19 protein-coding genes are annotated in these 20103 nt (G+C 68.8%); 11 read left to right on the top strand and 8 right to left on the bottom strand.

From position 1 onward, the window contains the following. The first annotated feature begins 410 nt into the window (after positions 1–410). On the top strand, positions 411–3524 hold the full coding sequence (locus LQ772_RS00430) for an efflux RND transporter permease subunit (protein ID WP_231322959.1): 3114 nt from the start codon (positions 411–413) through the stop codon (positions 3522–3524). Positions 3525–3686: 162 nt separating this feature from the next. Here the strand turns inward: LQ772_RS00430 and acpA are convergent, their stop codons facing one another. Both acpA and LQ772_RS00440 read right to left on the bottom strand, forming a co-directional pair. Next, the gene (gene acpA, locus LQ772_RS00435; protein WP_231322961.1) at positions 3687–5375 is read right to left on the bottom strand and encodes an acid phosphatase; all 1689 of its coding nucleotides are present in this window, start codon (positions 5373–5375) and stop codon (positions 3687–3689) included. Between the two features lie 67 nt (positions 5376–5442). Next, positions 5443–5940: an Lrp/AsnC family transcriptional regulator gene (locus LQ772_RS00440; RefSeq protein WP_231322963.1), complete on the bottom strand. Its 498-nt coding sequence runs from the start codon at positions 5938–5940 to the stop codon at positions 5443–5445. Positions 5941–6054: 114 nt separating this feature from the next. Here LQ772_RS00440 and LQ772_RS00445 point away from each other — a divergent pair, with 114 nt between their 5' ends. Both LQ772_RS00445 and LQ772_RS00450 read left to right on the top strand, forming a co-directional pair. Next, positions 6055–6969 (top strand): DMT family transporter, encoded by a 915-nt coding sequence (locus LQ772_RS00445; protein WP_231322965.1) that lies wholly within the window; start codon positions 6055–6057, stop codon positions 6967–6969. 72 nt (positions 6970–7041) lie between these two features. Then, positions 7042–7725 (top strand): glutathione S-transferase family protein, encoded by a 684-nt coding sequence (locus tag LQ772_RS00450; protein WP_231322967.1) that lies wholly within the window; start codon positions 7042–7044, stop codon positions 7723–7725. A gap of 3 nt (positions 7726–7728) precedes the next feature. Here LQ772_RS00450 and LQ772_RS00455 read toward each other — a convergent pair whose 3' ends face one another. From LQ772_RS00455 to ubiE, 4 genes are all read right to left on the bottom strand, one after another. Beyond that, entirely contained in the window at positions 7729–8343 is a 615-nt protein-coding gene (locus tag LQ772_RS00455) for an FmdE family protein (protein WP_231322969.1), read from the bottom strand. A 2-nt stretch (positions 8344–8345) separates the two neighbouring features. Next, positions 8346–8612: a DUF2249 domain-containing protein gene (locus LQ772_RS00460; RefSeq protein WP_231322971.1), complete on the bottom strand. Its 267-nt coding sequence runs from the start codon at positions 8610–8612 to the stop codon at positions 8346–8348. A 73-nt stretch (positions 8613–8685) separates the two neighbouring features. Then, positions 8686–9321 carry a TMEM175 family protein gene (locus LQ772_RS00465; protein WP_231322973.1) on the bottom strand — a complete coding sequence of 212 codons (636 nt, stop codon included), beginning with the start codon at positions 9319–9321 and terminating at the stop codon, positions 8686–8688. A 3-nt stretch (positions 9322–9324) separates the two neighbouring features. Then, positions 9325–10077 (bottom strand): bifunctional demethylmenaquinone methyltransferase/2-methoxy-6-polyprenyl-1,4-benzoquinol methylase UbiE, encoded by a 753-nt coding sequence (gene ubiE / locus LQ772_RS00470; protein WP_231322974.1) that lies wholly within the window; start codon positions 10075–10077, stop codon positions 9325–9327. A 939-nt stretch (positions 10078–11016) separates the two neighbouring features. On the opposite strand from ubiE, the gene LQ772_RS00475 reads away from it, so the two are divergent. Genes LQ772_RS00475 through LQ772_RS00490 form a run of 4 tightly spaced genes read left to right on the top strand, consistent with a single transcriptional unit; the run spans position 11017 to position 14827 of the window. Next, positions 11017–11514 carry a MarR family winged helix-turn-helix transcriptional regulator gene (locus LQ772_RS00475; RefSeq protein ID WP_231322976.1) on the top strand — a complete coding sequence of 166 codons (498 nt, stop codon included), beginning with the start codon at positions 11017–11019 and terminating at the stop codon, positions 11512–11514. A gap of 14 nt (positions 11515–11528) precedes the next feature. Continuing rightward, positions 11529–13625 carry an FUSC family protein gene (locus tag LQ772_RS00480; protein WP_231322978.1) on the top strand — a complete coding sequence of 699 codons (2097 nt, stop codon included), beginning with the start codon at positions 11529–11531 and terminating at the stop codon, positions 13623–13625. After that, complete coding sequence (locus LQ772_RS00485) at positions 13615–13815, top strand: DUF1656 domain-containing protein (protein WP_231322980.1); 201 nt, start codon at positions 13615–13617, stop codon at positions 13813–13815. The genes LQ772_RS00480 and LQ772_RS00485 overlap by 11 nt, the downstream gene beginning before the upstream one ends. A 10-nt stretch (positions 13816–13825) precedes the next feature. Beyond that, on the top strand, positions 13826–14827 hold the full coding sequence (locus LQ772_RS00490; protein ID WP_231322982.1) for an HlyD family secretion protein: 1002 nt from the start codon (positions 13826–13828) through the stop codon (positions 14825–14827). Positions 14828–14865: 38 nt separating this feature from the next. Here LQ772_RS00490 and LQ772_RS00495 read toward each other — a convergent pair whose 3' ends face one another. Together LQ772_RS00495 and LQ772_RS00500 are read right to left on the bottom strand one after the other, a co-directional pair. Then, positions 14866–15462: a GNAT family N-acetyltransferase gene (locus tag LQ772_RS00495; protein WP_231322984.1), complete on the bottom strand. Its 597-nt coding sequence runs from the start codon at positions 15460–15462 to the stop codon at positions 14866–14868. Next, positions 15462–15668: a YdcH family protein gene (locus LQ772_RS00500; RefSeq protein WP_231322986.1), complete on the bottom strand. Its 207-nt coding sequence runs from the start codon at positions 15666–15668 to the stop codon at positions 15462–15464. Before LQ772_RS00500 ends, LQ772_RS00495 begins: the two co-directional genes overlap by 1 nt. Positions 15669–15753: 85 nt before the next feature. On the opposite strand from LQ772_RS00500, the gene ttcA reads away from it, so the two are divergent. From ttcA to LQ772_RS00520, 4 genes are all read left to right on the top strand, one after another. Then, positions 15754–16647 carry a tRNA 2-thiocytidine(32) synthetase TtcA gene (gene ttcA / locus LQ772_RS00505; protein WP_231322988.1) on the top strand — a complete coding sequence of 298 codons (894 nt, stop codon included), beginning with the start codon at positions 15754–15756 and terminating at the stop codon, positions 16645–16647. Between the two features lie 42 nt (positions 16648–16689). Beyond that, entirely contained in the window at positions 16690–17889 is a 1200-nt protein-coding gene (locus tag LQ772_RS00510) for an amino acid aminotransferase (RefSeq protein WP_231322990.1), read from the top strand. 237 nt (positions 17890–18126) lie between these two features. Beyond that, positions 18127–19044 (top strand): recombination-associated protein RdgC, encoded by a 918-nt coding sequence (locus tag LQ772_RS00515; RefSeq protein WP_231322992.1) that lies wholly within the window; start codon positions 18127–18129, stop codon positions 19042–19044. Between the two features lie 226 nt (positions 19045–19270). Continuing rightward, complete coding sequence (locus LQ772_RS00520) at positions 19271–20041, top strand: M48 family metallopeptidase (protein ID WP_231322994.1); 771 nt, start codon at positions 19271–19273, stop codon at positions 20039–20041. Positions 20042–20103 lie beyond the last annotated feature (62 nt).

Consider the following 20103-nt stretch of genomic DNA (forward strand, 5'->3'; position numbering starts at 1 on the left):
CTGCGGCGGGCTTCCGATCGCCTGCCGGCGCTCGGGTCACTTTCTTTGCTGGCCCAAAGAAAGTAACCAAAGAAATGGCCTGGCTAAGCCCGGTGAGGGATAAGAGCCAGGTGTCTCCTGGCCTTGCTTGGTCCGTCGCCTGCTCTTAGAGGAGCTGCCGCCGCTTTACCGCGGGCGCTCGGGACTTGAGGCGGCAAGAGCGCAAGGGCTTGCATGGTCGCCGCGCTCTGCTCCTCTCTCCTCCGGGGAGAGCCTTGGGGTGAGGGGCGGGCTAGCGGGGATGAAGGCCGGTCGTTCGCCGGAGCCTCCGCTGGTTCCGGCATCCATCGCGCGGATCAACCGATTGGTCGGTTGCGCGTTAGCACGGCGATGCCGCGTATCCTCCTTCCCTTTGCCCCATCCCCCGCCGCATGAACCTCTCCGGCTCCTTCATCCGCCGCCCGATCGGCACCTCGCTGCTGGCCATGGGCGTGATCCTCGCCGGGATGATCTGCTATGCGTTGCTGGGCGTGTCCGCGCTGCCGCAGATGCAGTTCCCGGTGATCTTCGTGCAGGCGCAGGAGGCCGGTGCCGATGCCAGCACCATCGCCTCGACCGTGGCCGCACCGCTGGAGCGCCACCTGGGCCAGGTGCCGGGCATCGAGTCGATGCGCTCGCACAGTTCCGAAGGCCGCGCGGTGGTGTTTCTCATGTTCCGCGGTGGCACCAACCTGGACTCGGCAGCGCGCGATGTGCAAGCGGCGATCAACGCCGCGGCTCCGGACCTGCCCCCCGGCCTGAACAGCCCGCCCAGCTACGAGAAGGCCAACCCCAACGACGACCCGGTCATCGCCTTCGCGCTTACCTCCGATACCGAATCGGCCGCCACGCTTTTCAACGTGGCCGACTCCCTGCTGGCCCAACGCCTGCGTCAGTTGCCGGGCGTATCCCAGGTGGAGATCGCCGGCGCCGCGACGCCGGCGATCCGCGTGGACATCGACCTGCACGCGCTCAGCGCCATGGGCCTGACGCCCGACCAATTGCGCAACGCGCTAACCGCGGCCAACGTCACCTCGCCGCAGGGTTTCCTGTCCAACGGCGCGACCACGATGGCGGTGACCGCCAACGACCAGCTGCACAGCGCCGACGACTTCGCCGGACTGATCATTGCCGTGCGCGGCGGGGTGCCGATCCGCCTTTCGGACGTGGCCCATGTCTACGCCGGCCAGCAGGACGCCTACCAGGCGGCCTGGTTCCAGGGCAAACCCGCGGTGCTGATGTATGTCTACAAGAAGGCCGACGCCAACGTCATCGCCACCGTCGATGCGGTCAAGGACCAGGTGCCCGCGCTGCGCGCATACCTCTCGCCCGGCACCGTACTCACCCCGTACTTCGACGGTACCCCGACCATCCGCGCCTCGCTGCACGAGGTGCAGGCGACGCTGCTGATCTCGCTGGCGATGGTGGTGCTGACCATGGCGCTGTTCCTGCGCCGGCTCGCGCCCACGCTGATCGCCGCGCTGACCGTGCCGCTCTCGCTCGCCGGCGCCTTCGTGGTGATGTACACGCTCGGCTACACGCTCAACAACCTCACGCTGCTGGCGCTGGTGATCGCGATCGGCTTCGTGGTGGACGATGCGATCGTGGTGATCGAGAACGTGATCCGGCATATCGACCAGGGCATGCCGCGATTGCAGGCCGCGCTGACCGGCGCGCGCGAGATCGGCTTCACCGTGGTCTCGATCACCGCCTCGCTGATCGCGGTGTTCATTCCGCTGTTGTTCGCGCCGGGCATCACCGGCATGTTCATGCACGAGTTCACGATGACGCTGGTCGCGGCGATCGCCATGTCCGCGCTGATCTCGCTCACCCTGACGCCCTCGCTGTGCGCGCTGTTCCTGCGCGGCCACGCCAACGCGAAACCCTCGCGGCTGGGCCACGCGCTGGATCGCTTCCACGCCGGCATGCTGCGCGCCTACACCCGTTCGCTGGACTTCGCCCTGCGTCACGCGCTGGCGCTGTCGCTGACGCCGCTGGTGCTGATCGTGGCCACGTTCTTCCTGTTCGGCGCAGTCAAGAGCGGGCTGTTCCCCAAACAGGATACGGGGCTGATCTGGGGCCGCGCCAGCGCCAGCGCGACGGTGTCCTTCAAGGATGCGATCGCGCGCCAGGACCGGCTCACCGCGATGCTGCTGGCCGACCCGGACGTCAAGGCGGTCGGCTCGCGCCTGGGCATCAACTGGCAGGGCACCAGCGGCTCGTTCAACATCGAGCTGAAGACCCGTGGTGAAGGCCGCACCGACGACACCTTCGCCGTGCTCGCACGCCTCTCGGCCAAGGCCGACCGCTTTCCCGACCTCGACCTGCGCCTGCGCCCGATCCAGGATCTGCCCAGCGGCGGCGGGGGCGGCGGCAACCAGGGCGCGCAGTACCAGGTCTCGCTGCAGGGTGACGACCTCGCCGAACTGCAGCAGTGGTTGCCGAAACTTATCAACGCGCTGAAGAAGAACCCGAAGTTCGAGGACGTCGGCAGCGACATCGACGACGCCGGCCTGCGCCAGAACGTGGTGATCGACCGCGACACCGCCGCGCGCCTGGGCGTCTCCATCGGCACCATCGACGGCGCGCTGTACAACGCGTTCGGCCAGCGCCAGGTGTCGACCATTTACTCGGACATCAACCAGTACAAGGTGGTGCTCAACGCGCTGCCCTCGCAGACCGCCACGCCGGCGGCGATCAACCGCATCTACGTTCGCTCGGACAGCGGCCGGATGATCCCGCTGGGCGCGCTGGCGCACATGGAGCCGGGACTCGCGCCGACCTCGGTCTCGCACGAGGACCAGCACACCACGATGGACCTCTCGTTCAATCTCGCCAAGGGCGTGAGCATGGGCGAGGCGATGGGCATCGTGCAGCGCACCGTCGAGGACCTGCGCATGCCTGGCGACATCCGCCTCAACGTGGGCGGCGACTTCCGCCGCTTCATGGAAACCCAGAGCGGCATGGGCTGGCTGATCCTGGCGGCGATCCTCACCGTCTACATCGTGCTGGGCATGCTCTACGAGAGCCTGATACATCCGGTGACCATTCTCTCGACGCTGCCGGCGGCGGGTGTGGGCGCGTTGCTCGCGCTGTGGCTGACCGGCACCGAGCTTTCGGTGATTTCGCAGATCGCGCTGGTGCTTTTGATCGGCATCGTCAAGAAGAACGCGATCATGATGATCGACTTCGCGCTGGTGGCCGAACGCGAGCACGGCAAGGCGCCGCTGGATGCCGTGCGCGAGGCCTGCATCGTGCGTTTCCGCCCGATCATGATGACCACGATGGTGGCGATCCTGGCGGCGTTGCCGATCGCGATCGGGTTGGGCGAGGGTTCGGAGTTGCGGCGCCCGCTGGGTATCGCGTTGATCGGCGGCCTGCTGATCTCGCAGAGCCTGACGTTGCTCAGCACGCCGGCGCTGTACGTGATCTTCTCGTGCCTGGCGGCGCGCTGGCGTGCCTTCCGCTCACGGCATCGCCGCCGCGAGATGGTCGAGGCTTCCTGATCCCGCTCCCTCTTCTCTCCGGGGAGAGGGTTGGGGTGAGGGCCGGGGCTTGCCGGTAAGCCCGTTGGGGCGTTAACGCCAAGCAAGACAGCCTCCCTGCGAAGTCATCCCATGAACCGTCCACACCGCGGGCCCTCCGCCCAAAGAGGAGACGGAACAAGACTACGCGTCGCCAAATTCCAGCGCGGCCGTGAGATCGCCCGGTGCAGGCCCGCCGGCGGCCCGCATGGACTCCTCGCGCAGCGTCAGTCCGGGCAGCTTGCGCAGACCGAAGCGGCGGGTCAGGAAGCGCGCGATCGAGCCGGTGTCGTAGACCGTGTGGTCGACGTGCCCCTTCTTCGCATGCGGCGACACGATGATCGCCGGGACACGCGAACCTGGCCCCCAGCGGTCGCCCTTGGGTGGCGCCACGTGGTCCCACCAGCCGCCGTTCTCGTCGACCGTGACGACCACCAGCAGGCCCGGCCACGCGGGTGATTTCTGCAGCGCCTCGATCACCGTCATGACGTGACGGTCGCCCGCATCCACGTCCGAATACCCCGCGTGCATGTTGAGGTCGCCCTGCGGCTTGTAGAACGTCACCGGCGGCAGCGTGCCGGCGGCGACGGCGGCGAGGAAGTGATTGGTCTCGGGGGTCTCGCCCACGCCTGCATCGCGCAGGTGCCGGTCACGCGCCGCGGTGCCCGGCGCGTATGCGGTGAAGTAGTTGAACGGCTGGTGGTGCGGCTGGAAGTTGGGCCGCTGGGGGAAGTCGGCCTGGTCGCCGTCGCCCTTGCCCTCGAGCGCCAGTTTCCAGCCGCCGGCGTACCAGGCCCAGTCCACGCCCGCCTCCGAAAGCACGTCGCCGATGGTCGCGTGCTGCTGTGGCACCACCGTGTTGGCGCTGCCGGGATCGGCGCGGGTGGGATCGTTCGGGTCCTTGGAGAAACCCGGTGCGTAGGGCGGCCCCATCGTGTTGACCGCCCAGAAGTCGGGCGTCAGCGAATTGGGCGTCAGTGTTTCGGGCTTGCCCTGCATCGCGCTGGCGGGCGAGTCGTGGGCGAGCTTGAGGTGGATGTCGGTGGCCTCTCCGCTGACCGTCTGCGCGATATTGAAGCGGGCCGGGCTCTGGTCCGCGTGCGGGTAGTAGGGCGGCTGCGCGGCGATCAAATACTGGTGGTTGAGGAAGGAGCCACCGAAGGCGCCCATGAAGAAGTGGTCGCACAAGGTGTATTGGCGCGCCAGCTGCCACAACCGCAGGTTCGCCGCGTTGTCGCCGTAGTAGCCCATCACCAGCGCGCCGGAGTCACCCCAGGCCACGAAGCCGTCGTTCTTGCCGCCGTTGATCTGGCGCTGGTTCTCGTAGAAGCGGTGCCAGAGGTCGCGCGTGACCACGCCCTGCGGCAGCGGTTCGCCTCCGCCGGTGCGCAGCGCCCACGGCCCGTTGGGCAGGCCGGTGAGGTCCTCCTGGCGCACGACGTATTTGCGATGGTTGACCACCTGCTCGTGCGGCGCCACGCCGTGCCATATCGGGGGGAGCTGCTTGAGCACCGAACCGTCGCGGTCGCGCTGCAGATATTGCTCGGGCTTGAGCCCCGAGAGCGGCTCGGCCACGCCGGGAAAGTTCGCGAACAGGTTGTTGAAGCTGCGGTTCTCGGCGTAGATCACCACCACGCGCTGGATGTGCCGGCGCAGCAGCGCGTCCAGCTTCGTCGGCGGGAGCGCCGCGCTTCTCGCGTTCGCCACGGCATCGACGCTGGCGCCGCCCAGTGCCAGACCGGCGCCGGCCGCGGCCAGGCCGCCGAGCAGGCGGCGGCGTTGCGGGTCGGTCGGCTGTTCGTCACTGTCCGGGGGCAGGGGAAGGTCGGACATCGGGGGCTCCTCGGTGCGTTCAGGGGTGCAGTATGCCGTCATCCGGTGGGCTCACCCCACCCGCCCCTCAGCCCTCCACCGCGTGCGCCGCCTGCCACATCGCGCGCGTCAGCGGCCGGTTCGTGTGCGGCGTCTGCAACACCACCAGCGTAGTCGTGCTCACGCTGGGGTGGATCTTCAGGAGCCGGTCAAGCACCGCTTCAAGGTGCGCCACCGACAGCGCGACCACGTGCAGCAGCGCCGAGTCCTCGCCAGCGAGTCGGCGGCACTCGAGCACCTCGGGAACGTCGGTTACCAAGGCGCCGATGCGTGCGCAGATACCGCCGTCGCAACGCAGGCGGATCATCGCGTCGATGCTGTAACCCAGGCGCTTCGGATCCACCACGGCGCGGTAGCCGGCGATGATGCCGGCTTCCTCCAGCCGCTTCACCCGCTCGGCCACCGCCGGCGCGGACAGGCCGACCTGCCGGCCCAGCTCCGCGTAGCCTTGCCGCGCATCCTGCTGCAGCGCTTCGAGCAGCTGCCAGTCGCGGGCGTCCAGTTCCGGTTTCGATACGAAGGCCATGATGGGAACCTGCAATTCGTTCGTTGGCGAAGCATGCCATTCTGGCTTGGTTGCATCCTTCCTGCGCACCCCGCCCGTCACTAGGATGCGCACTTCCCCGCACCGGAATTCCCCATGGATACCCCCCGTCTGGACGGGCGGACGCTGGCCCTGATCGGCGTCGCCCTGGTCACCTGGTCGTCCGCCTACGCGGCGATCGCCTTCGCGCTGCCGGCCTTCACGCCGGGCGAGGTGGCGTTCGCGCGCCTGGGCATAGGCTCGCTCTGTTTCGCGCTGTGGCTGCTGGTCAAGCGCCCGCCGCTGCCGGCCCGGCGCGACTGGCCGCAGCTGGTGGCGCTGGGCGTGATCGGCCTGACCGTCTATCACATGGCGCTCAACTACGCCGAAACCCGCATTGCCAGCGGTACCGCGGCGATCCTGATCTCGCTGGTGCCGGCCGCGACCGCGGCGCTCTCGGCGCTGTGGCTGCGCGAGCGTTTGCCGGCGCGCACGCTGGCGGGCCTGGGCGTGGCGCTGGTCGGCGTGGTGATGGTGGTGCTCGCCAGCGGCAAGCAGGTGAAGTTCGAGCCGATGGCCGCACTGGTGTTGCTCAGCGTGGCCGCCTCGGCGATCTACTTCGTCGGGCAGAAGCCGCTGTTCGCGCGTTCGAGCGTGTTCGGCGTCACCGCGTTCACCTTCTTCGCCGGCACCCTGGGCGCGTTGCCGTTCGCCACCCACCTGCCGCAGGCACTGGCCGCCGCGCCGTGGCCGCGCATCGGCGCGCTGCTGTGGCTGGGCTTCGCGCCCACCTTCGTCGGCTACATCGCCTGGAACATCGCCATCCACCGCAGCTCGGCCTCGCAGGTGTCCAGCTTCATCTACTTCTCGCCGCCGATCGCCGTGCTGATCGGCTGGTTCTGGCTCGGCGAACGGCCCGGGCTGCTGACCCTGGTTGGTGGCGCGGTCACCGTCGGCGGCGTGATCCTGGCCAACATGCGCCGGCGCGCCGCAGTGCGCACCGTCCGCCAAACCGCCGCCTGCAAACCGTAGGGCGGGCTTCAGCCCACCATCGACACACCGGAGCGGTGGGCTTGAGCCCGCCGTGCAACCGCGAGGAATGCCATGGAACTCTTCATCGCCAACAAGAACTACTCGTCCTGGTCGCTGCGGCCTTGGCTGCTGATGGTCGAGCAGGGCATCCCGTTCGAGGAACACATGGTCGCCCTGCGCGACGGATCCAGCTGGGATGCCTTCCGCGCCTTCGCGCCCAACGGCAAGGTGCCGTGCCTGCGCGATGGCGACACGGTGGTGTGGGATTCGCTGGCGATCGTCGAATACCTGGCCGAGCGCCACCCGGGCGTGTGGCCGGCCGACGCAAAGGCGCGCGCCTGGGCCCGCTGCGCCAGCGCCGAGATGCATTCGGGCTTCACCGCCCTGCGCACCACGTGCCCGATGAACTGCGCCGTGCGCGTGCAACTGCATGGCATCGACGCGCCGCTGCGGCGCGACCTCGCGCGCCTGGCGGAGCTGTGGGGTGAAGGGCTCGCGCGCTTCGGCGGATCGTTCCTGGCGGGCCATGCCTTCAGCGCCGTGGATGCGTTCTTCGCCCCGGTTGCCTGGCGCATCCTGAGCTACGGACTGCCGCTGGACGAGACCTCGCTCGCCTACGCCACGCGCCTGCGCGAACTGCCGGGGATGCAGCGCTGGTACGCCGCGGCGCTTGCCGAGACGGTGCGCCTCAAGGACAGCGAGGAAACCGCGTGCCGCGTCGGCACGCTGCGCGAGGACCTGCGCGCACCGGCCTGAGCGTCAGGCCAGCGCTGCGACGCGGACCACCGCCGGATCATTCGCATGGTCCAGCAGGAGGCGCCGCACGCGGTCCTGCCACAGCGCGCCGAACGCGCGCCGCTGCTCGGCGGTCGCCGACGGCGCCAGCGCCTTGGCCATGCGCTCGCGCAGGCCGGGTGGCGATGGCACGTGGGAGAGATCCAGTTCCACCCGCACCGCCTGGCCGGTGTCCCGCCGCTGGAAGCGCACGCCCGGCGCTTCATCCGCCGTCCCATAGCGCAGCAGGCCCTGGCGCACGAAGCGCCCGCCGATGCCATGGAAACCGTTGGCCGACGCCGCGCCGGTGATCAGCGTCAGCACCTGCGCGACCACGCCGGTGGTGCCCTCCTGTTCCGGTGCGCCCATGCGCACCGACACGCCGCCGCGCTCGGCGGGGGCGCCGGGGTAGAGTGCGCGCAGCGCAGCGCGCGCCATGAGGAAGGCGCCGGCCACGGTCGGACACGAGTGGCCCGCCAGCCGCACCGCGTCGGCATAGCCGTAGACCAGCAGGCCATCATCGGACGCACCCAGCAGCGCGGCCAGCGGGTCGCGCACGGTGATGCGCGGCGCGAGGTCGAAAAACGCAGGGAACGCCATGCTCACTCGCCGGGCAGGCCGACGATGCCGAAATCCACCACGACTGCCTGCGGACCGCGCTCGCGGTAGCTGACCGTCAGATACTCGCCGAAGCGTTCGCGCAGTTGCGCCAGCAGCGGCAGCGGGTCGTGGTCGTTGATGAAGCGCATCGTCTCGCCCGAGCGCAACGCGCCCAGCGCGCCGAAGATCGCCGAGTGACGGAAGCGGCGAGCGATGCCGCGGGCGTCGAAGATGTGGATGTTCTGTTCGGGACTGAGATTGGCGTGCATGGCGGACACTCGCGGGATGGGAGCGTCACCCTACGGCCGCGCCCATCCCGTGCCCATGACATGGATCAGCCGATCAGGATGTCGCCGGCGTGGCGGGAAGCCGCAGCGCGCGACGCCGGCCAAGCGCGGCAAAGGCGCGCGCAAGCAGCGGGATCGACAGCAGGAAGAAGTTGTTGTTGCCCGGCATGCGCCAGGCGGTGAGCAGGGCGATCGTCGCGGCGGTGGGCAGGGTCAGCGCACGCCAGCGCAAGGCGTTGATCTCCTCCGGCGGCACGTCCGCGCGCGTCCGCCCGGGCTTGAGCGCCAGCCGGAACAGCAGCAGTTGCAGCAGCCCGGCGGCAAGCAGGGTCGCCGAATAGAACACTTCCGGCACGCGCGCGAGCGGATTGGAGCTCATCAGCGCGGTGGCGAAGGGCATGAACGCGATCACCATCAGGAGCAGCATGTTCGGCCACATCAGCGTCGGCTCGTAGCCCTCCAGCACGCCGAACAGCCGGTGGTGCGCCACCCACAGCGCGCCGATGGTGAGGAAGCTCAGCGCGAAGCCCATGAAGCTGGGCACCAGGTGCGCCAGCGCGGCGAGGTAGGCGGCATCGTCCAGCGTATCCAGCCGCGGCACGTGCACCTCGATCACCAGCAAGGTGATGGCGATGGCGAACACGGCGTCGGAAAAGGCCTTCAGGCGTTCGAGTTGCGCGCCGTGGTTCATGCCTCAGAGCTTCCAGGCCTTGTGGATCGCCACGATGCCGTTGGTGAGGTTGCGCACTTCCACGCGGCCGAAACCGGCCGCTTCCATCATGCCCTTCAGGGTCTGCTGGTCCGGGTGCTTGCGGATCGATTCGGCCAGGTACTGGTAGCTGTCCGCGTCGCCGGCGAAGAGCTGGCCGAGCTTCGGCAGTACCTTGAACGAATGGAAGTCGTAGAGCTTGCCGAACAGCTCGCTCTGCACGCGCGAGAACTCCAGCACCAGCGCGCGGCCGCCCGGCTTCAACACGCGGCAGATGTCGGCCAGCGCCTTGTCTTTGTCGGTGACGTTGCGCAGGCCGAAGGCCATGGTCACCGCGTCGAAACTGTTGTCCGGGAAGGGCAGGCACTCGGCGTTCAACTGCGCCCAGCGCAGCCCGCCGACCAGGCCGCGGTCGGTCATCCGGTCGCGGCCCACGCCGAGCATGGCGGCGTTGATGTCGCCCACCACCACCTCGCCCTCGTCGCCGACCACCGGCTTGAGCAGCGCGGCGATGTCGCCGGTGCCGCCGGCCAGGTCCAGCACGCGGTCGCCGCGCCGCACGCCGCTGATCGCCACGAAGTGGCGCTTCCATAGCCGGTGCACGCCGAACGACATCAGGTCGTTCATCAGGTCGTAGCTGCGCGCGACCGAGGTGAATACCTGGCCGACCAGCTTCTGCTTCTCCGTTACCGGTACGTCGCGGAAGCCGAAATGGGTGGTCTTGGACTGCTCGCTCATGGGCGGCAATGCTACAGCCTTTCGCATGCGGTCTTGGCGCGCGCTCCCGTGCGGGGAGCGGGTTGGGGTGAGGGCCGGGGGCCGCCATCGGGCTCGTGGGACGCTGTCCTGGTTGCCGTTCTTGCGTGGTGTTTCCGCGACTGGGCTCGCCTGCGGCGGGCTTTCGATCGCCTGCCGGCGCTCGAGTCACTTTTCTTTGCTGGCCCAAAGAAAAGTAACCCAAAGAAATGGCCTGCTAATCCCGGTGAGGGAAAAGAGCTAGGTGCCATCTCGCCTTGCCTGGTGGGTCTCATGCTCTTAGAGGAGCTGCCGCCGCTTTACCGCGGGCGCTCGGAAGTTGGGGCAAGGGTGGGTTTGCGGCGGCGTGGAGCTGCCGCCGGTTCGACACTTAAGAGCGGTCGGTGGTTGGATGCGCGAACCGGGAACGGATCGATCAGGCACGACGGCATAGCGTTGGTCGCATTGTGATTCGAGCTCTACTGGCATTCCACGGCGAGTGCCCGGCTCGTGAGCCAACCAGGCCTGGTGCCACCAAACCGCCGAGCGCCTCCCTTGCCTTGGCTCCCGAGCGCCCGCGGTAAAGCGGCGGCAGCTCCTCTAAGAGCAGGGGACCCGCCAGACAAGGCAAGGAGGCACCTAGCTTTTCAGCCTCATCGAGTTGCGCCAAGGCCATTTCTTTTGGTTACTTTTCTTTGGGCCCGCAAAGAAAAGTGACCCGAGCGCCGAAAGGCGATCGGAAGCCCGCGGCAGGCGAGCCAAGTCGCGGAAAGCCCCGCAAGAGCGACAGCAGAGCAACCCCAATGCGGCGCACATCGTGCGAGCTCCCGCAACCCGCCCCCGACCGTACCCAGCGCCATCAGACCGAAAATCCCCGGCTCCCACGAAACCGTTGCGTCATTTATTACATAAATGTAATATAGCCGAGGCAGCGAAACACATATGAGCAGCTTCCTCCCCACCGAACAGCGCCTCGCCGTCACCCGCCGGCGCCACCCCGCCTTCCCGCGGGAGCCAGCCGTGCTCGTGCGCCTCATCAAGCACCTGCACAAGCGCATCCACGACGACGCCAACACGGCGCTCAAACCCTTCGGCCTCAACCATCCGCAGTACAACCTGCTGATGATGCTCTACGGCACCGAAGGCGCCGGGCTGAGCGCGTCCGAACTGGCGCTGAGCTCGGGTGAGAAGGCGGCCAACATCACGCGCCTTACCAATGAGCTGTGCGAGAAGGGCCTGATCGGGCGTGCCGCCAGCGAGGACGATCGCCGCAAGCTGGTCCTCAACCTCACGCCCGCCGGGCTTGCCCTGATCGAACGACTCCTGCCCTCGATCTGCAACCTGCTGGACGAGCAGACCGATGGAATGACCGCGCGCGACCAGGCCGAGCTGGAACGGCTGCTCAAGAAATTCCTCGACGGGTTCGACCGCCGCGCCTGAAGTCTTCGCAAACCATGTCCGCCACCACAACCGCCAAGTTGCCGCGCTGGCCCTGGCTGCGCGCGTTCCTCGCCGAGGAATCGCGCGCCTGGCTGTTCGTGGCCAAGTCGTTGCTGGCGATGTACGCGGCCGCCTGGCTGGCGATGTGGCTCAAGCTCGAACAGCCCTCGACCACGATGATCACGGTGGCGGTGGTGATGCACCCGCACAGCGGCATGGTGCTGGCCAAGAGCTTCTACCGCGCGCTGGGCACGCTGGCCGGCAGCCTGTTCGGGCTGGCGCTGATCGCCTGGTTCCCGCAGCAGCGCGAGCTGTTCTTCCTCGTCCTCTCGGCATGGCTCGCGCTGTGCGCCGGCGGCGCCACGCTGTATCGCAACTTCATGGCCTACGGTTTCGTGCTGGCCGGCTATACCGCCGCCATCGTGACGCTTCCGGCGGTGGGCAACCCGCTCAACAGCTTCGATTCGGCGGTGATGCGCGTGAGCGAGGTGCTGCTGGGCATCGTGGTCGCGGCCGTGTTCAGCGACCTGGTGCTGCCGCAACGGTTGCGCGTGGTGCTGCGGCAGAACGCTCGCACCCAGTTCGCGCGCTTCATCGACTTCGTGCGCGAGAGCACCGGCGGCGTGTTGCCGCGTGCGCGGATGGAGCAGGCGCACCTGGAGTTCGTGCGCGCCGCGGTGCACCTGGAAGACCTGCGCGCCTCGGTGATCTTCGAAGACCCGGAAGTGCGCTCGCGCAGCGCCCGAATGCGCCTGCTCAACCAGCGCTACATGGCCGCGGCGACCAGCTTCCAGTCGCTGCATCACCTGATCAACCGCCTGCAGCGGCGCGGTCGCGATGCGGTCGCCGAGGCGCTGGTCAACGCCTACCGGCCGATCGGCGAAGCGCTGTCGCCGCCGTCGCCGGCTCGGCACGAGCCGGCGGTGCTGAACCGACGCCTGCGCGCCTGTGTCGACATCCTCCCCGCGCACGTCGCCGCGTTGCGCGAGCGCTTCGAGGAGCCCTCCGCGCAGCTGGAATTCGATACCGGTGCGGCGCTGGTGCAGCGCTTCGCCGACGAGCTGGCCGACTTCACCGCGGTGGAAGCCTCGCTGCGTGCCGGCAACCTGCGCGGCAGCGTGGAGCGGGTGCATTTCCGCCGCGGCAACGATCTGGTTGGCGCCGCGGTGGCGACGCTGCGCACCTTCCTCACCATGCTGGTGCTCGCCGCGTTCTGGCTCGCCAGTGGCTGGGCCTTCGGCGGCAGCGCGATGCTGCTGGCGACGATCTTCGCGGGCCTGCTGGCTGCCTCGCCGAATCCCATCGCCGCAGCGACGCGCACGCTGTATGGCTACGCCGGCGGCATGGCCGCGGGCTTCGTGGCCGTGTTCGTTTTGCTGCCGGGCAGCGATGGGTTCGCCATGCTGATCTGCGCGACCGCCGGACTGCTGCTGATCGGGCCGTACCTCACCACGCGCGACACGCTGCCGGGCGTCGGCGCCGGCTACACGCTCGGTTTCGTCTACATCCTCGCGCTCAAGAACCCGATGGTGTACGACCCCTCGCACTTCCTCAACGACGCCATCGCGCAGGTCGCGGGGCTGGGCCTCTCGGGCGTGGCCTTCATGGTGATGCCCGGCGTCACCGGCACGCAGTGGCAGCGCCGCCGCCAGCTGCGCCTGTTGCGCGGGCAGGTCACGCTGGCGGCCAGTGCGCCGCTGCCGGGGCTCGCCTGGCGCTTCGAAAGCGTCAGCCGCGACCTGCTGCAGCAGGTGGTCGCGCACACGCGGCCGGACAGCGACGAATCGCGCCACCTGCTGGCCTGGTCGCTGGCGGTGCAGGAAAGCGGTCGCGCGGTGATCGAGTTGCGCCAGGACCTGAGCGGCACCGAGCTGCCCGCCGCTGCACGCGACACCGCGCTGGCGGCGCTCGATGCCGTGGCGTCGTTCTATCGCACGCCCGATGCGGCGCGTTGGCGGGCAGCCGATGCAGTCGTGCTCGATGCCATCTACGCCGCGCCACGCGGCGCCGCCGTGCGCCGGCATCTCTATCAGTTGCGCAGCGCGCTGCGCGACGAGGAATCCCCCCTGGCCGCCTACATGCCTGCGCCGGAGCTCGCCGATGCCCCCTGAGATCGAGTTGTTCGGCGTGCTGATGCCCAGCCTGCTGCCGGTGTTCCTGCTGAGCCTGGTGGCGATGGTGGTGCTCGACCTCGCCATCGGTCGCGCGGGCCTGTACCGGCATCTATGGCATCCCTCGCTGTTCCGTTTCGCCCTTTTTGTCTGCCTGTTCGGCGCCGCCGGACTTTTGCTGATTCGTTGAACCTATCGTTATGAAAGCTGCTTCGTTGCTCCGATTCCTGGTCACCGCTGCCGTGGTGGTGCTCGCCGTACTGCTCGGCCACGCGCTGTGGAAGCACTACCTGTACGCGCCGTGGACGCGCGATGGTCGCGTGCGCGCCGAGGTGGTGCGCGTGGCGCCGGACGTGTCCGGGCTGGTCGATCGCGTGGCGGTGGTCGACAACCAGTCCGTGCACAAGGGAGACCTGCTGTTCGTGATCGACCAGGCGCGCTTCCGCAACGCGGTGGCGCAGGCGCAGGCGAACCTCTCCGCCGCCGAGGCCGGCGCGCGCGCGGCCGGCGCCAACATTTCCGCGGCGAAAGCGAGTGCCCAGGCGCGGCAGGAGCAGTACCGCATGTACGCGGCGCAGGCGCAGCGGCGCGAGCAGATGGGCGATGTGATCTCGCGCGAGGCGCGCAGCGATGCCGCCGCCACCGCCAGCGCCGCCCGCGCCAGCTGGCAGCAGGCCCAGGCCGGCGGCAGCCAGGCCGGCGCGGCGCGCGAACAGGCCGCGGCGGCGGTCGAGCAGGCGCAGGTGGCGCTCGACCGTGCGCAGCTGGACCTGCAGCGCACCGAAGTGCGCGCACCGGTCGACGGCTACGTCACCAACCTCGCCGTGCGCGTGGGCGACTACGCCGCCACCGGCACGCCGCGGCTGGCGCTGATCGATGCGCACAGCTACTACCTGTACGGCTACTTCGAGGAAACCAAGCTGCCGCAACTGCGCGTGGGCGACCCGGTCGACGTGCGGCTGATGGCCGGCGGCGTGCAACTGAAGGGCACCATCACCGGTATCGCGCATGGCATCACCGATCGCGACAACCCGGCCGGCGGCGACCTGCTGGCGGACGTCAATCCGACCTTCAACTGGGTGCGGCTGGCGCAGCGCGTGCCGGTGCGCATCGCGATCGACACCGCGCGGCTGCCGCCGGGAATGGTGCTCGCGGCGGGGATGACCGCGACGATCGAGGTGCATCCGCGCGGGGCGCGCTAGGCCAAGGCTTGCGAACGATGCCCCGCGAAGCGGAACCGCTACCGCGAAGTGGCCAGCCGCGCCAGCCGCAACTCCAGCCAACGCTTCACGTCCGCCCACTCGCGCTCGAGGATCGAATAACACACCGTATCCCGCAGGCTTCCGTCCGGCCGACGCTTGTGCGCGCGCAACACGCCCTCGCGCTGCGCGCCGAGCCGCTCGATCGCACGCTGCGAATCGAGGTTGCGCCCGTCGGTGTGGAACTCCACCGCCACGCGGCCCATGCGCTCGAACGCGTGCTCCAGCAGCAATCGCTTGCAGGCGGTGTTGAGGTGGCTCTTCTGCCAGCGCTTCGCGTACCAGGTGTAGCCGATCGCCGCGCGCGGCGGGTCGTCCACGAGGTCGTAGAAGCGCGTGCTGCCTACCAGCTCGCCGGTGGCGCGCTCGCGGATCGCGAACGGCAGCATGCGGCCCTCGCGCTGCCCGGCCAGCGCCTTCTCCACGTACGCCGTCATGCCGCCTGGCGCCGGCACCGAGGTGAACCACAGCCGCCACAGTTCACCGTCGGCCGCGGCAGCTTCCAGCGAAGGAACGTGTCCGGCATCGAGCGGTTCGAGGACGACATGCGCGTCTTCCAGCACGGTGGGCGTCGGCATCAGGCGTCCAGGTCGGGAATCATCTTGCTCTCCAGCCGCGCGATGGCGTCCTTGAGCAGCAGCTTGCGCTTCTTCAGCCGCGTCAGTTGCAGCTCGTCGCGCGCGGGATGGGTGGCCATGTGGCTGATCGCCGCGTCGAGGTCACGGTGTTCCTGGCGCAACTCGGCCAGGCGGCGGGCGATCTGGATGGGATCGGGGACCTGCATGGCGGACGCGACGGCACGGGAATGAACGGGCAAACAGTGTAACGCCCGCCGGATGGCGCGGGCGGGCTTCGGTACAATGACGCCCATGCCCACCGTTTTTTCCGACCCCCGCGACGAACGCAAGCGGGCCCACGAGGCCGCGCGGCTGGCGAAGCGGTTGCGCCGTCAGGTCGGCCAGGCCGTCGCCGACTTCCAGATGATCGAGGACGGCGACCGCATCATGGTGTGCCTGTCCGGCGGCAAGGATTCCTACACGCTGCTGGACATGCTGCTTTCGCTCAAGGCCAAGGCGCCGGTGCGCTTCGAGGTGGTCGCGGTGAACCTCGACCAGAAGCAGCCCGGCTTCCCCGCGCACGTGTTGCCGGACTACCTGGCCGCGCTCGGTGTGCCGTTCCACGTCATCGAGCAGGACACCTACAGCACCGTCACCCGCGTGATCCCCGAGGGCAAGACGATGTGCAGCCTGTGCTCGCGGCTGCGTCGCGGGGCGCTGTACAAGTGGGCGGCGGAGAACGGCATCACGCGCATCGCGCTGGGCCACCACCGCGACGATATCCTGGCCACCTTCTTCCTGAACCTGTTCCACGGTGCCAGCCTCAAGGCGATGCCACCGAAGCTGCGTTCGGACGACGGCCGCCACGTGGTGATCCGGCCGCTGGCCTACTGTCGCGAGAGCGACATCGACCAATACGCGCGCGAGCGTGCCTTCCCGATCATCCCGTGCAACCTCTGCGGCTCGCAGGAAAACCTGCAGCGCAAGGCGATCGGCCGGATGCTCCAGGAATGGGATGCGGTGCATCCCGGTCGCTGCGAGACCATCTTCCGCGCGCTGGGCAACGTCGTGCCCTCGCAGCTGGCGGACCGCCATCTGTTCGACTTCGCCGCGCTGGGCGCGCGCGAAGGTGTCGCACGCGCCGATGCCCATGGCTGGCTGGCGGGCGAGCCGGTCGATGCGGCGTTCGCCGATGCCGACGTCTAGACGTCCATACTTCCTTTCCACTTTTCCACGCGAGTCTTTCCAGTGTCCCACTTCGCTAATGTTGAAATGGCCCCGGGCGATCCGATCCTCGGCCTTACCGAAGCCTACCTGGCCGACAAGCGGCCGCAGAAAGTCAATCTGGGCGTGGGCATCTACGTGGACGAGCAGGGCCACATCCCGTTGCTGCGCGCGGTGCGCGAGGTGGAGCAGGCGCTCGCGGCCCAAGCCAAGCCACGTGGCTATCTGCCGATCGACGGCCTGGCGGCCTACGACCTGCTGACCCAGGAGCTGCTGTTCGGCGACGACTCCCCGCTGCTGGAAGCCGGCCGCGTGGCCACCGCGCAGACCATCGGCGGCAGCGGTGCGCTGCGGGTGGGCGCGGACCTGCTCAAGAAGGTGTTGCCGCACGCGCGCATTGCGATCAGCAGCCCCAGCTGGGAAAACCATCGCGTGGTGTTCGGCAACGCCGGTTTCGAGATCGTGGACTATCGCTACTACGACGCCGCCACGCACGGCCTGGATTTCGCCGGCATGCTGGAAGACCTCGGCAAGCTCGAGCCCGGCACCGTGGTGCTGCTGCACGCCTGCTGCCACAACCCCACCGGCGTGGACCTCGACGCGCAGCAGTGGCAGCAGGTGGTCGATCTGGTCAAGGCGCGCGACCTGCTGCCGTTCATCGACATCGCCTACCAGGGCTTCGATGAGGGCATCGACGCCGACGCCACGGCCATCCGGCTGTTCGGCGCCTCCGGCATCGACGCGTTCGTGGTGGCGAGTTCCTACTCCAAGTCGTTCTCGCTGTACGGCGAGCGCGTGGGCGCGCTGTCGATGGTCGGCGCCGACCGCGACGAGGCCGCGCGCCTGCGCGCCAAGATCAAGCAGACGATCCGCGCCAACTACTCCAGCCCCGCTACCCATGGCGGCGCGCTGGTCGCCGGCGTGCTCGGCAGCCCCGAATTACGCGCGATGTGGGAGGCGGAGCTGGCCGGCATGCGCGAGCGCATCCACGCGATGCGCGCTGGCATGGTCGAGAAGCTGGCCGCCCACGGTGCACCGCGGTTCGCCTTCATCCAGCAGCAGGCCGGCATGTTCTCCTACTCGGGCCTGTCCCGCGCGCAGGTCGACCGCCTGCGTGACGAGTACGGCATCTACGCGCTGGGCACCGGGCGCATCTGCGTGGCGGCGCTCAACCGCGGCAACCTCGACTACGTGGCCGAGGCAGTGGCGGCGGTGAGCCGCTAGTCCCGGTCCTCGCCAGGCCCTGCGACTTCGCCGCGTCGCTCCCAGGGCGAACGGTATCGGATAACCTCAACCGTTCGCCCTGGGCGATATCCTCCATCGTCGCCCTGAGCGTAGGCCCGAAGGGCCACAGCCCAAGCCGAAAACAACCTCGAACCGTTCACCCCGGCGCAGGCCGCAACGCCCAAGTTGAAGGGCCGCCTCGGCCCCCGGGGCGAACGTTTCCCAACCGGATTTCCCATGTTCTTCCGCAACCTCACGCTGTTCCGCTTTTCCCCCGCCGTCGCCGAAGACCTCTCCCGCCTGGATGAAGCACTCGGCGAGCACCGCCTGCGCCCATGCGGTCCGCTGGAGATGTTCACCAAGGGCTTCGTGCCGCCGATCGGCCGAGGCGAGGAGGCCGCGCTCACCCATGCGGTCAAGCACTGCACCTGGGTGTCCGTCGGCGGCGAGGACAAGCTGCTGCCGGCCGCCGTGGTCAACGATGAACTGCATCGGCGCGTGCAGAAGATCGCCGAGGAAGAAGGCCGCAAGGTCGGCGGCCGCGAACGCAAGCGCATGAAGGAAGACCTGCTCACCGAACTGCTGCCGCGCGCCTTCGTACGCAACTCGCGCATGTCCGCCTACGTCGACCGCCAGCACGGCTGGCTGGTGCTGGATACCTCCAGCCGCAAGTCGGCCGAGAACGCGCTGACCCAGATGCGCGAGGCCTTGGGCAGCTTCCCGGCCGTGCCGCTGGCGCCGGAAGAAGGTCCGCGCGTGCTGATGACCGACTGGCTCGCCAACGGCACGCTGCCGGCGGGCCTCGCGCTCGGCGACGAGGTCGAACTGCGCGACCCGGGCAGCAACACCGGCGCCATCGCCCGGTGCCGCCGGCAGGACCTGGAGAGCGAGGAGATCAAGGAACACCTGCGCAACGGCAAGCAGGTGTTCCAGCTCGGCCTGGTGTTCGACGACCGCATCAGCTTCGTGCTCGGCGAGGACCTGATCCTGCGCAAGCTCAAGCTGCTCGACGTGGTCACGGACGAGCTCGCCGACAGCGCCGCGGACGCCGCCGCCGAACTGGACGCCCGCTTCGCCCTGTTCACCCTGGAAGTGGAGCGCCTGCTGGGCAAGCTCGAGGAGTGGTTCGGCCTGCCGCGTCCCAAGGACGCCTGACCCCGCACCACCGGGCCTCGCGACGGCTGCACACTGCAGATCCGGCCCAGCAGCGCCCTATCCGCCTGTCGGCACCTCCCCGCGCTCGCGGGGGAAGGCTCGAACCGGGGAGGGCGCGAATCGTCAACGCCACGTGAACGGCCGGCCGAAACCGCCACGTGGCGCCATCCAACCCTTTCCTCACAGCCCCCGTTGCAAGGTTATGCTCTACCGACGGGCTCGGACCATGGCAGCAGAACTTCAAGGCGATTGGCTGGAACTGGCAACGGCGAGCGGCAGCACGATCCGCGTGCTCAAGGCCGCGCATCCGCGCGCCCGGCGCCTGCGCCTGACGGTCACGCCCAAGGGCGCCCGGGTGTCCTACCCCAATGGCACCCATCCCTCCCAGGTCAGCGCGTTCCTGCGCAGTCATGCCGATTGGCTGGAACGCAAGCTCGACGAGCTCAACCTCATCGTCAAGCCGCTGCCGCCGCTGCGCGTGGGGCATGCGACCGAATTTCCCCTGCGCGGCGAGATCGCCCTGCTGGATTGGGCCGAAGGCCCGTACCCGCGGGTGGAGTCGTTCGACGGCGGCCTGACGCTGGTGATCCCGCGTCCGCATACCCGCGCGCTGCCGGTGGCGCGCGGCCTGCTCGCCTCGCACTTCGAGGCGCAGATGCGCCGCGACGTCTCGCGTTGGATGGCCGCCTACGTTCCGCAACTGGGCCTGGCGCCCACCTCGCTGCGCATCCGCCCGATGAAGAGCCTGTGGGGCAGCCTGGACACCCGCGACCGCATCAACCTGGACCTCGCCCTCGCGCTGGCCCCGCCCGCCGCGCTGCGCTACGTGCTGGCGCACGAGTTGTGCCACCTCAAGGTGCGCAGCCACGCACCGCGTTTCTGGGCGCTGGTCGCCACGCTGTTCCCGAACTGGCGCGAACAGCGCGACTGGCTGCGCGTCAACGGCGCCACGCTGAAGGCGGAACTGGACCGCCTCGTCGCCGACGTCGCCGATTAGCCCATCGTCGCGGTTAGCCGCGAGGCCGGGACACGCGCAACGCTTTTCTTTCGTCACCGTTC

The organism is Frateuria edaphi (genome assembly GCF_021117405.1).
Taxonomy (GTDB): domain Bacteria; phylum Pseudomonadota; class Gammaproteobacteria; order Xanthomonadales; family Rhodanobacteraceae; genus Frateuria_A; species Frateuria_A edaphi.

Bases quoted from the DNA above. Each gene is read 5' to 3' on its own strand.
- LQ772_RS00430 (WP_231322959.1), top strand. From the start codon at position 411: ATGAACCTCTCCGGCTCCTTCATCCGCCGCCCGATCGGCACCTCGCTG.
- acpA (WP_231322961.1), bottom strand. From the start codon at position 5,375: ATGTCCGACCTTCCCCTGCCCCCGGACAGTGACGAACAGCCGACCGAC.
- LQ772_RS00440 (WP_231322963.1), bottom strand. From the start codon at position 5,940: ATGGCCTTCGTATCGAAACCGGAACTGGACGCCCGCGACTGGCAGCTG.
- LQ772_RS00445 (WP_231322965.1), top strand. From the start codon at position 6,055: ATGGATACCCCCCGTCTGGACGGGCGGACGCTGGCCCTGATCGGCGTC.
- LQ772_RS00450 (WP_231322967.1), top strand. From the start codon at position 7,042: ATGGAACTCTTCATCGCCAACAAGAACTACTCGTCCTGGTCGCTGCGG.
- LQ772_RS00455 (WP_231322969.1), bottom strand. From the start codon at position 8,343: ATGGCGTTCCCTGCGTTTTTCGACCTCGCGCCGCGCATCACCGTGCGC.
- LQ772_RS00460 (WP_231322971.1), bottom strand. From the start codon at position 8,612: ATGCACGCCAATCTCAGTCCCGAACAGAACATCCACATCTTCGACGCC.
- LQ772_RS00465 (WP_231322973.1), bottom strand. From the start codon at position 9,321: ATGAACCACGGCGCGCAACTCGAACGCCTGAAGGCCTTTTCCGACGCC.
- ubiE (WP_231322974.1), bottom strand. From the start codon at position 10,077: ATGAGCGAGCAGTCCAAGACCACCCATTTCGGCTTCCGCGACGTACCG.
- LQ772_RS00475 (WP_231322976.1), top strand. From the start codon at position 11,017: ATGAGCAGCTTCCTCCCCACCGAACAGCGCCTCGCCGTCACCCGCCGG.
- LQ772_RS00480 (WP_231322978.1), top strand. From the start codon at position 11,529: ATGTCCGCCACCACAACCGCCAAGTTGCCGCGCTGGCCCTGGCTGCGC.
- LQ772_RS00485 (WP_231322980.1), top strand. From the start codon at position 13,615: ATGCCCCCTGAGATCGAGTTGTTCGGCGTGCTGATGCCCAGCCTGCTG.
- LQ772_RS00490 (WP_231322982.1), top strand. From the start codon at position 13,826: ATGAAAGCTGCTTCGTTGCTCCGATTCCTGGTCACCGCTGCCGTGGTG.
- LQ772_RS00495 (WP_231322984.1), bottom strand. From the start codon at position 15,462: ATGCCGACGCCCACCGTGCTGGAAGACGCGCATGTCGTCCTCGAACCG.
- LQ772_RS00500 (WP_231322986.1), bottom strand. From the start codon at position 15,668: ATGCAGGTCCCCGATCCCATCCAGATCGCCCGCCGCCTGGCCGAGTTG.
- ttcA (WP_231322988.1), top strand. From the start codon at position 15,754: ATGCCCACCGTTTTTTCCGACCCCCGCGACGAACGCAAGCGGGCCCAC.
- LQ772_RS00515 (WP_231322992.1), top strand. From the start codon at position 18,127: ATGTTCTTCCGCAACCTCACGCTGTTCCGCTTTTCCCCCGCCGTCGCC.
- LQ772_RS00520 (WP_231322994.1), top strand. From the start codon at position 19,271: ATGGCAGCAGAACTTCAAGGCGATTGGCTGGAACTGGCAACGGCGAGC.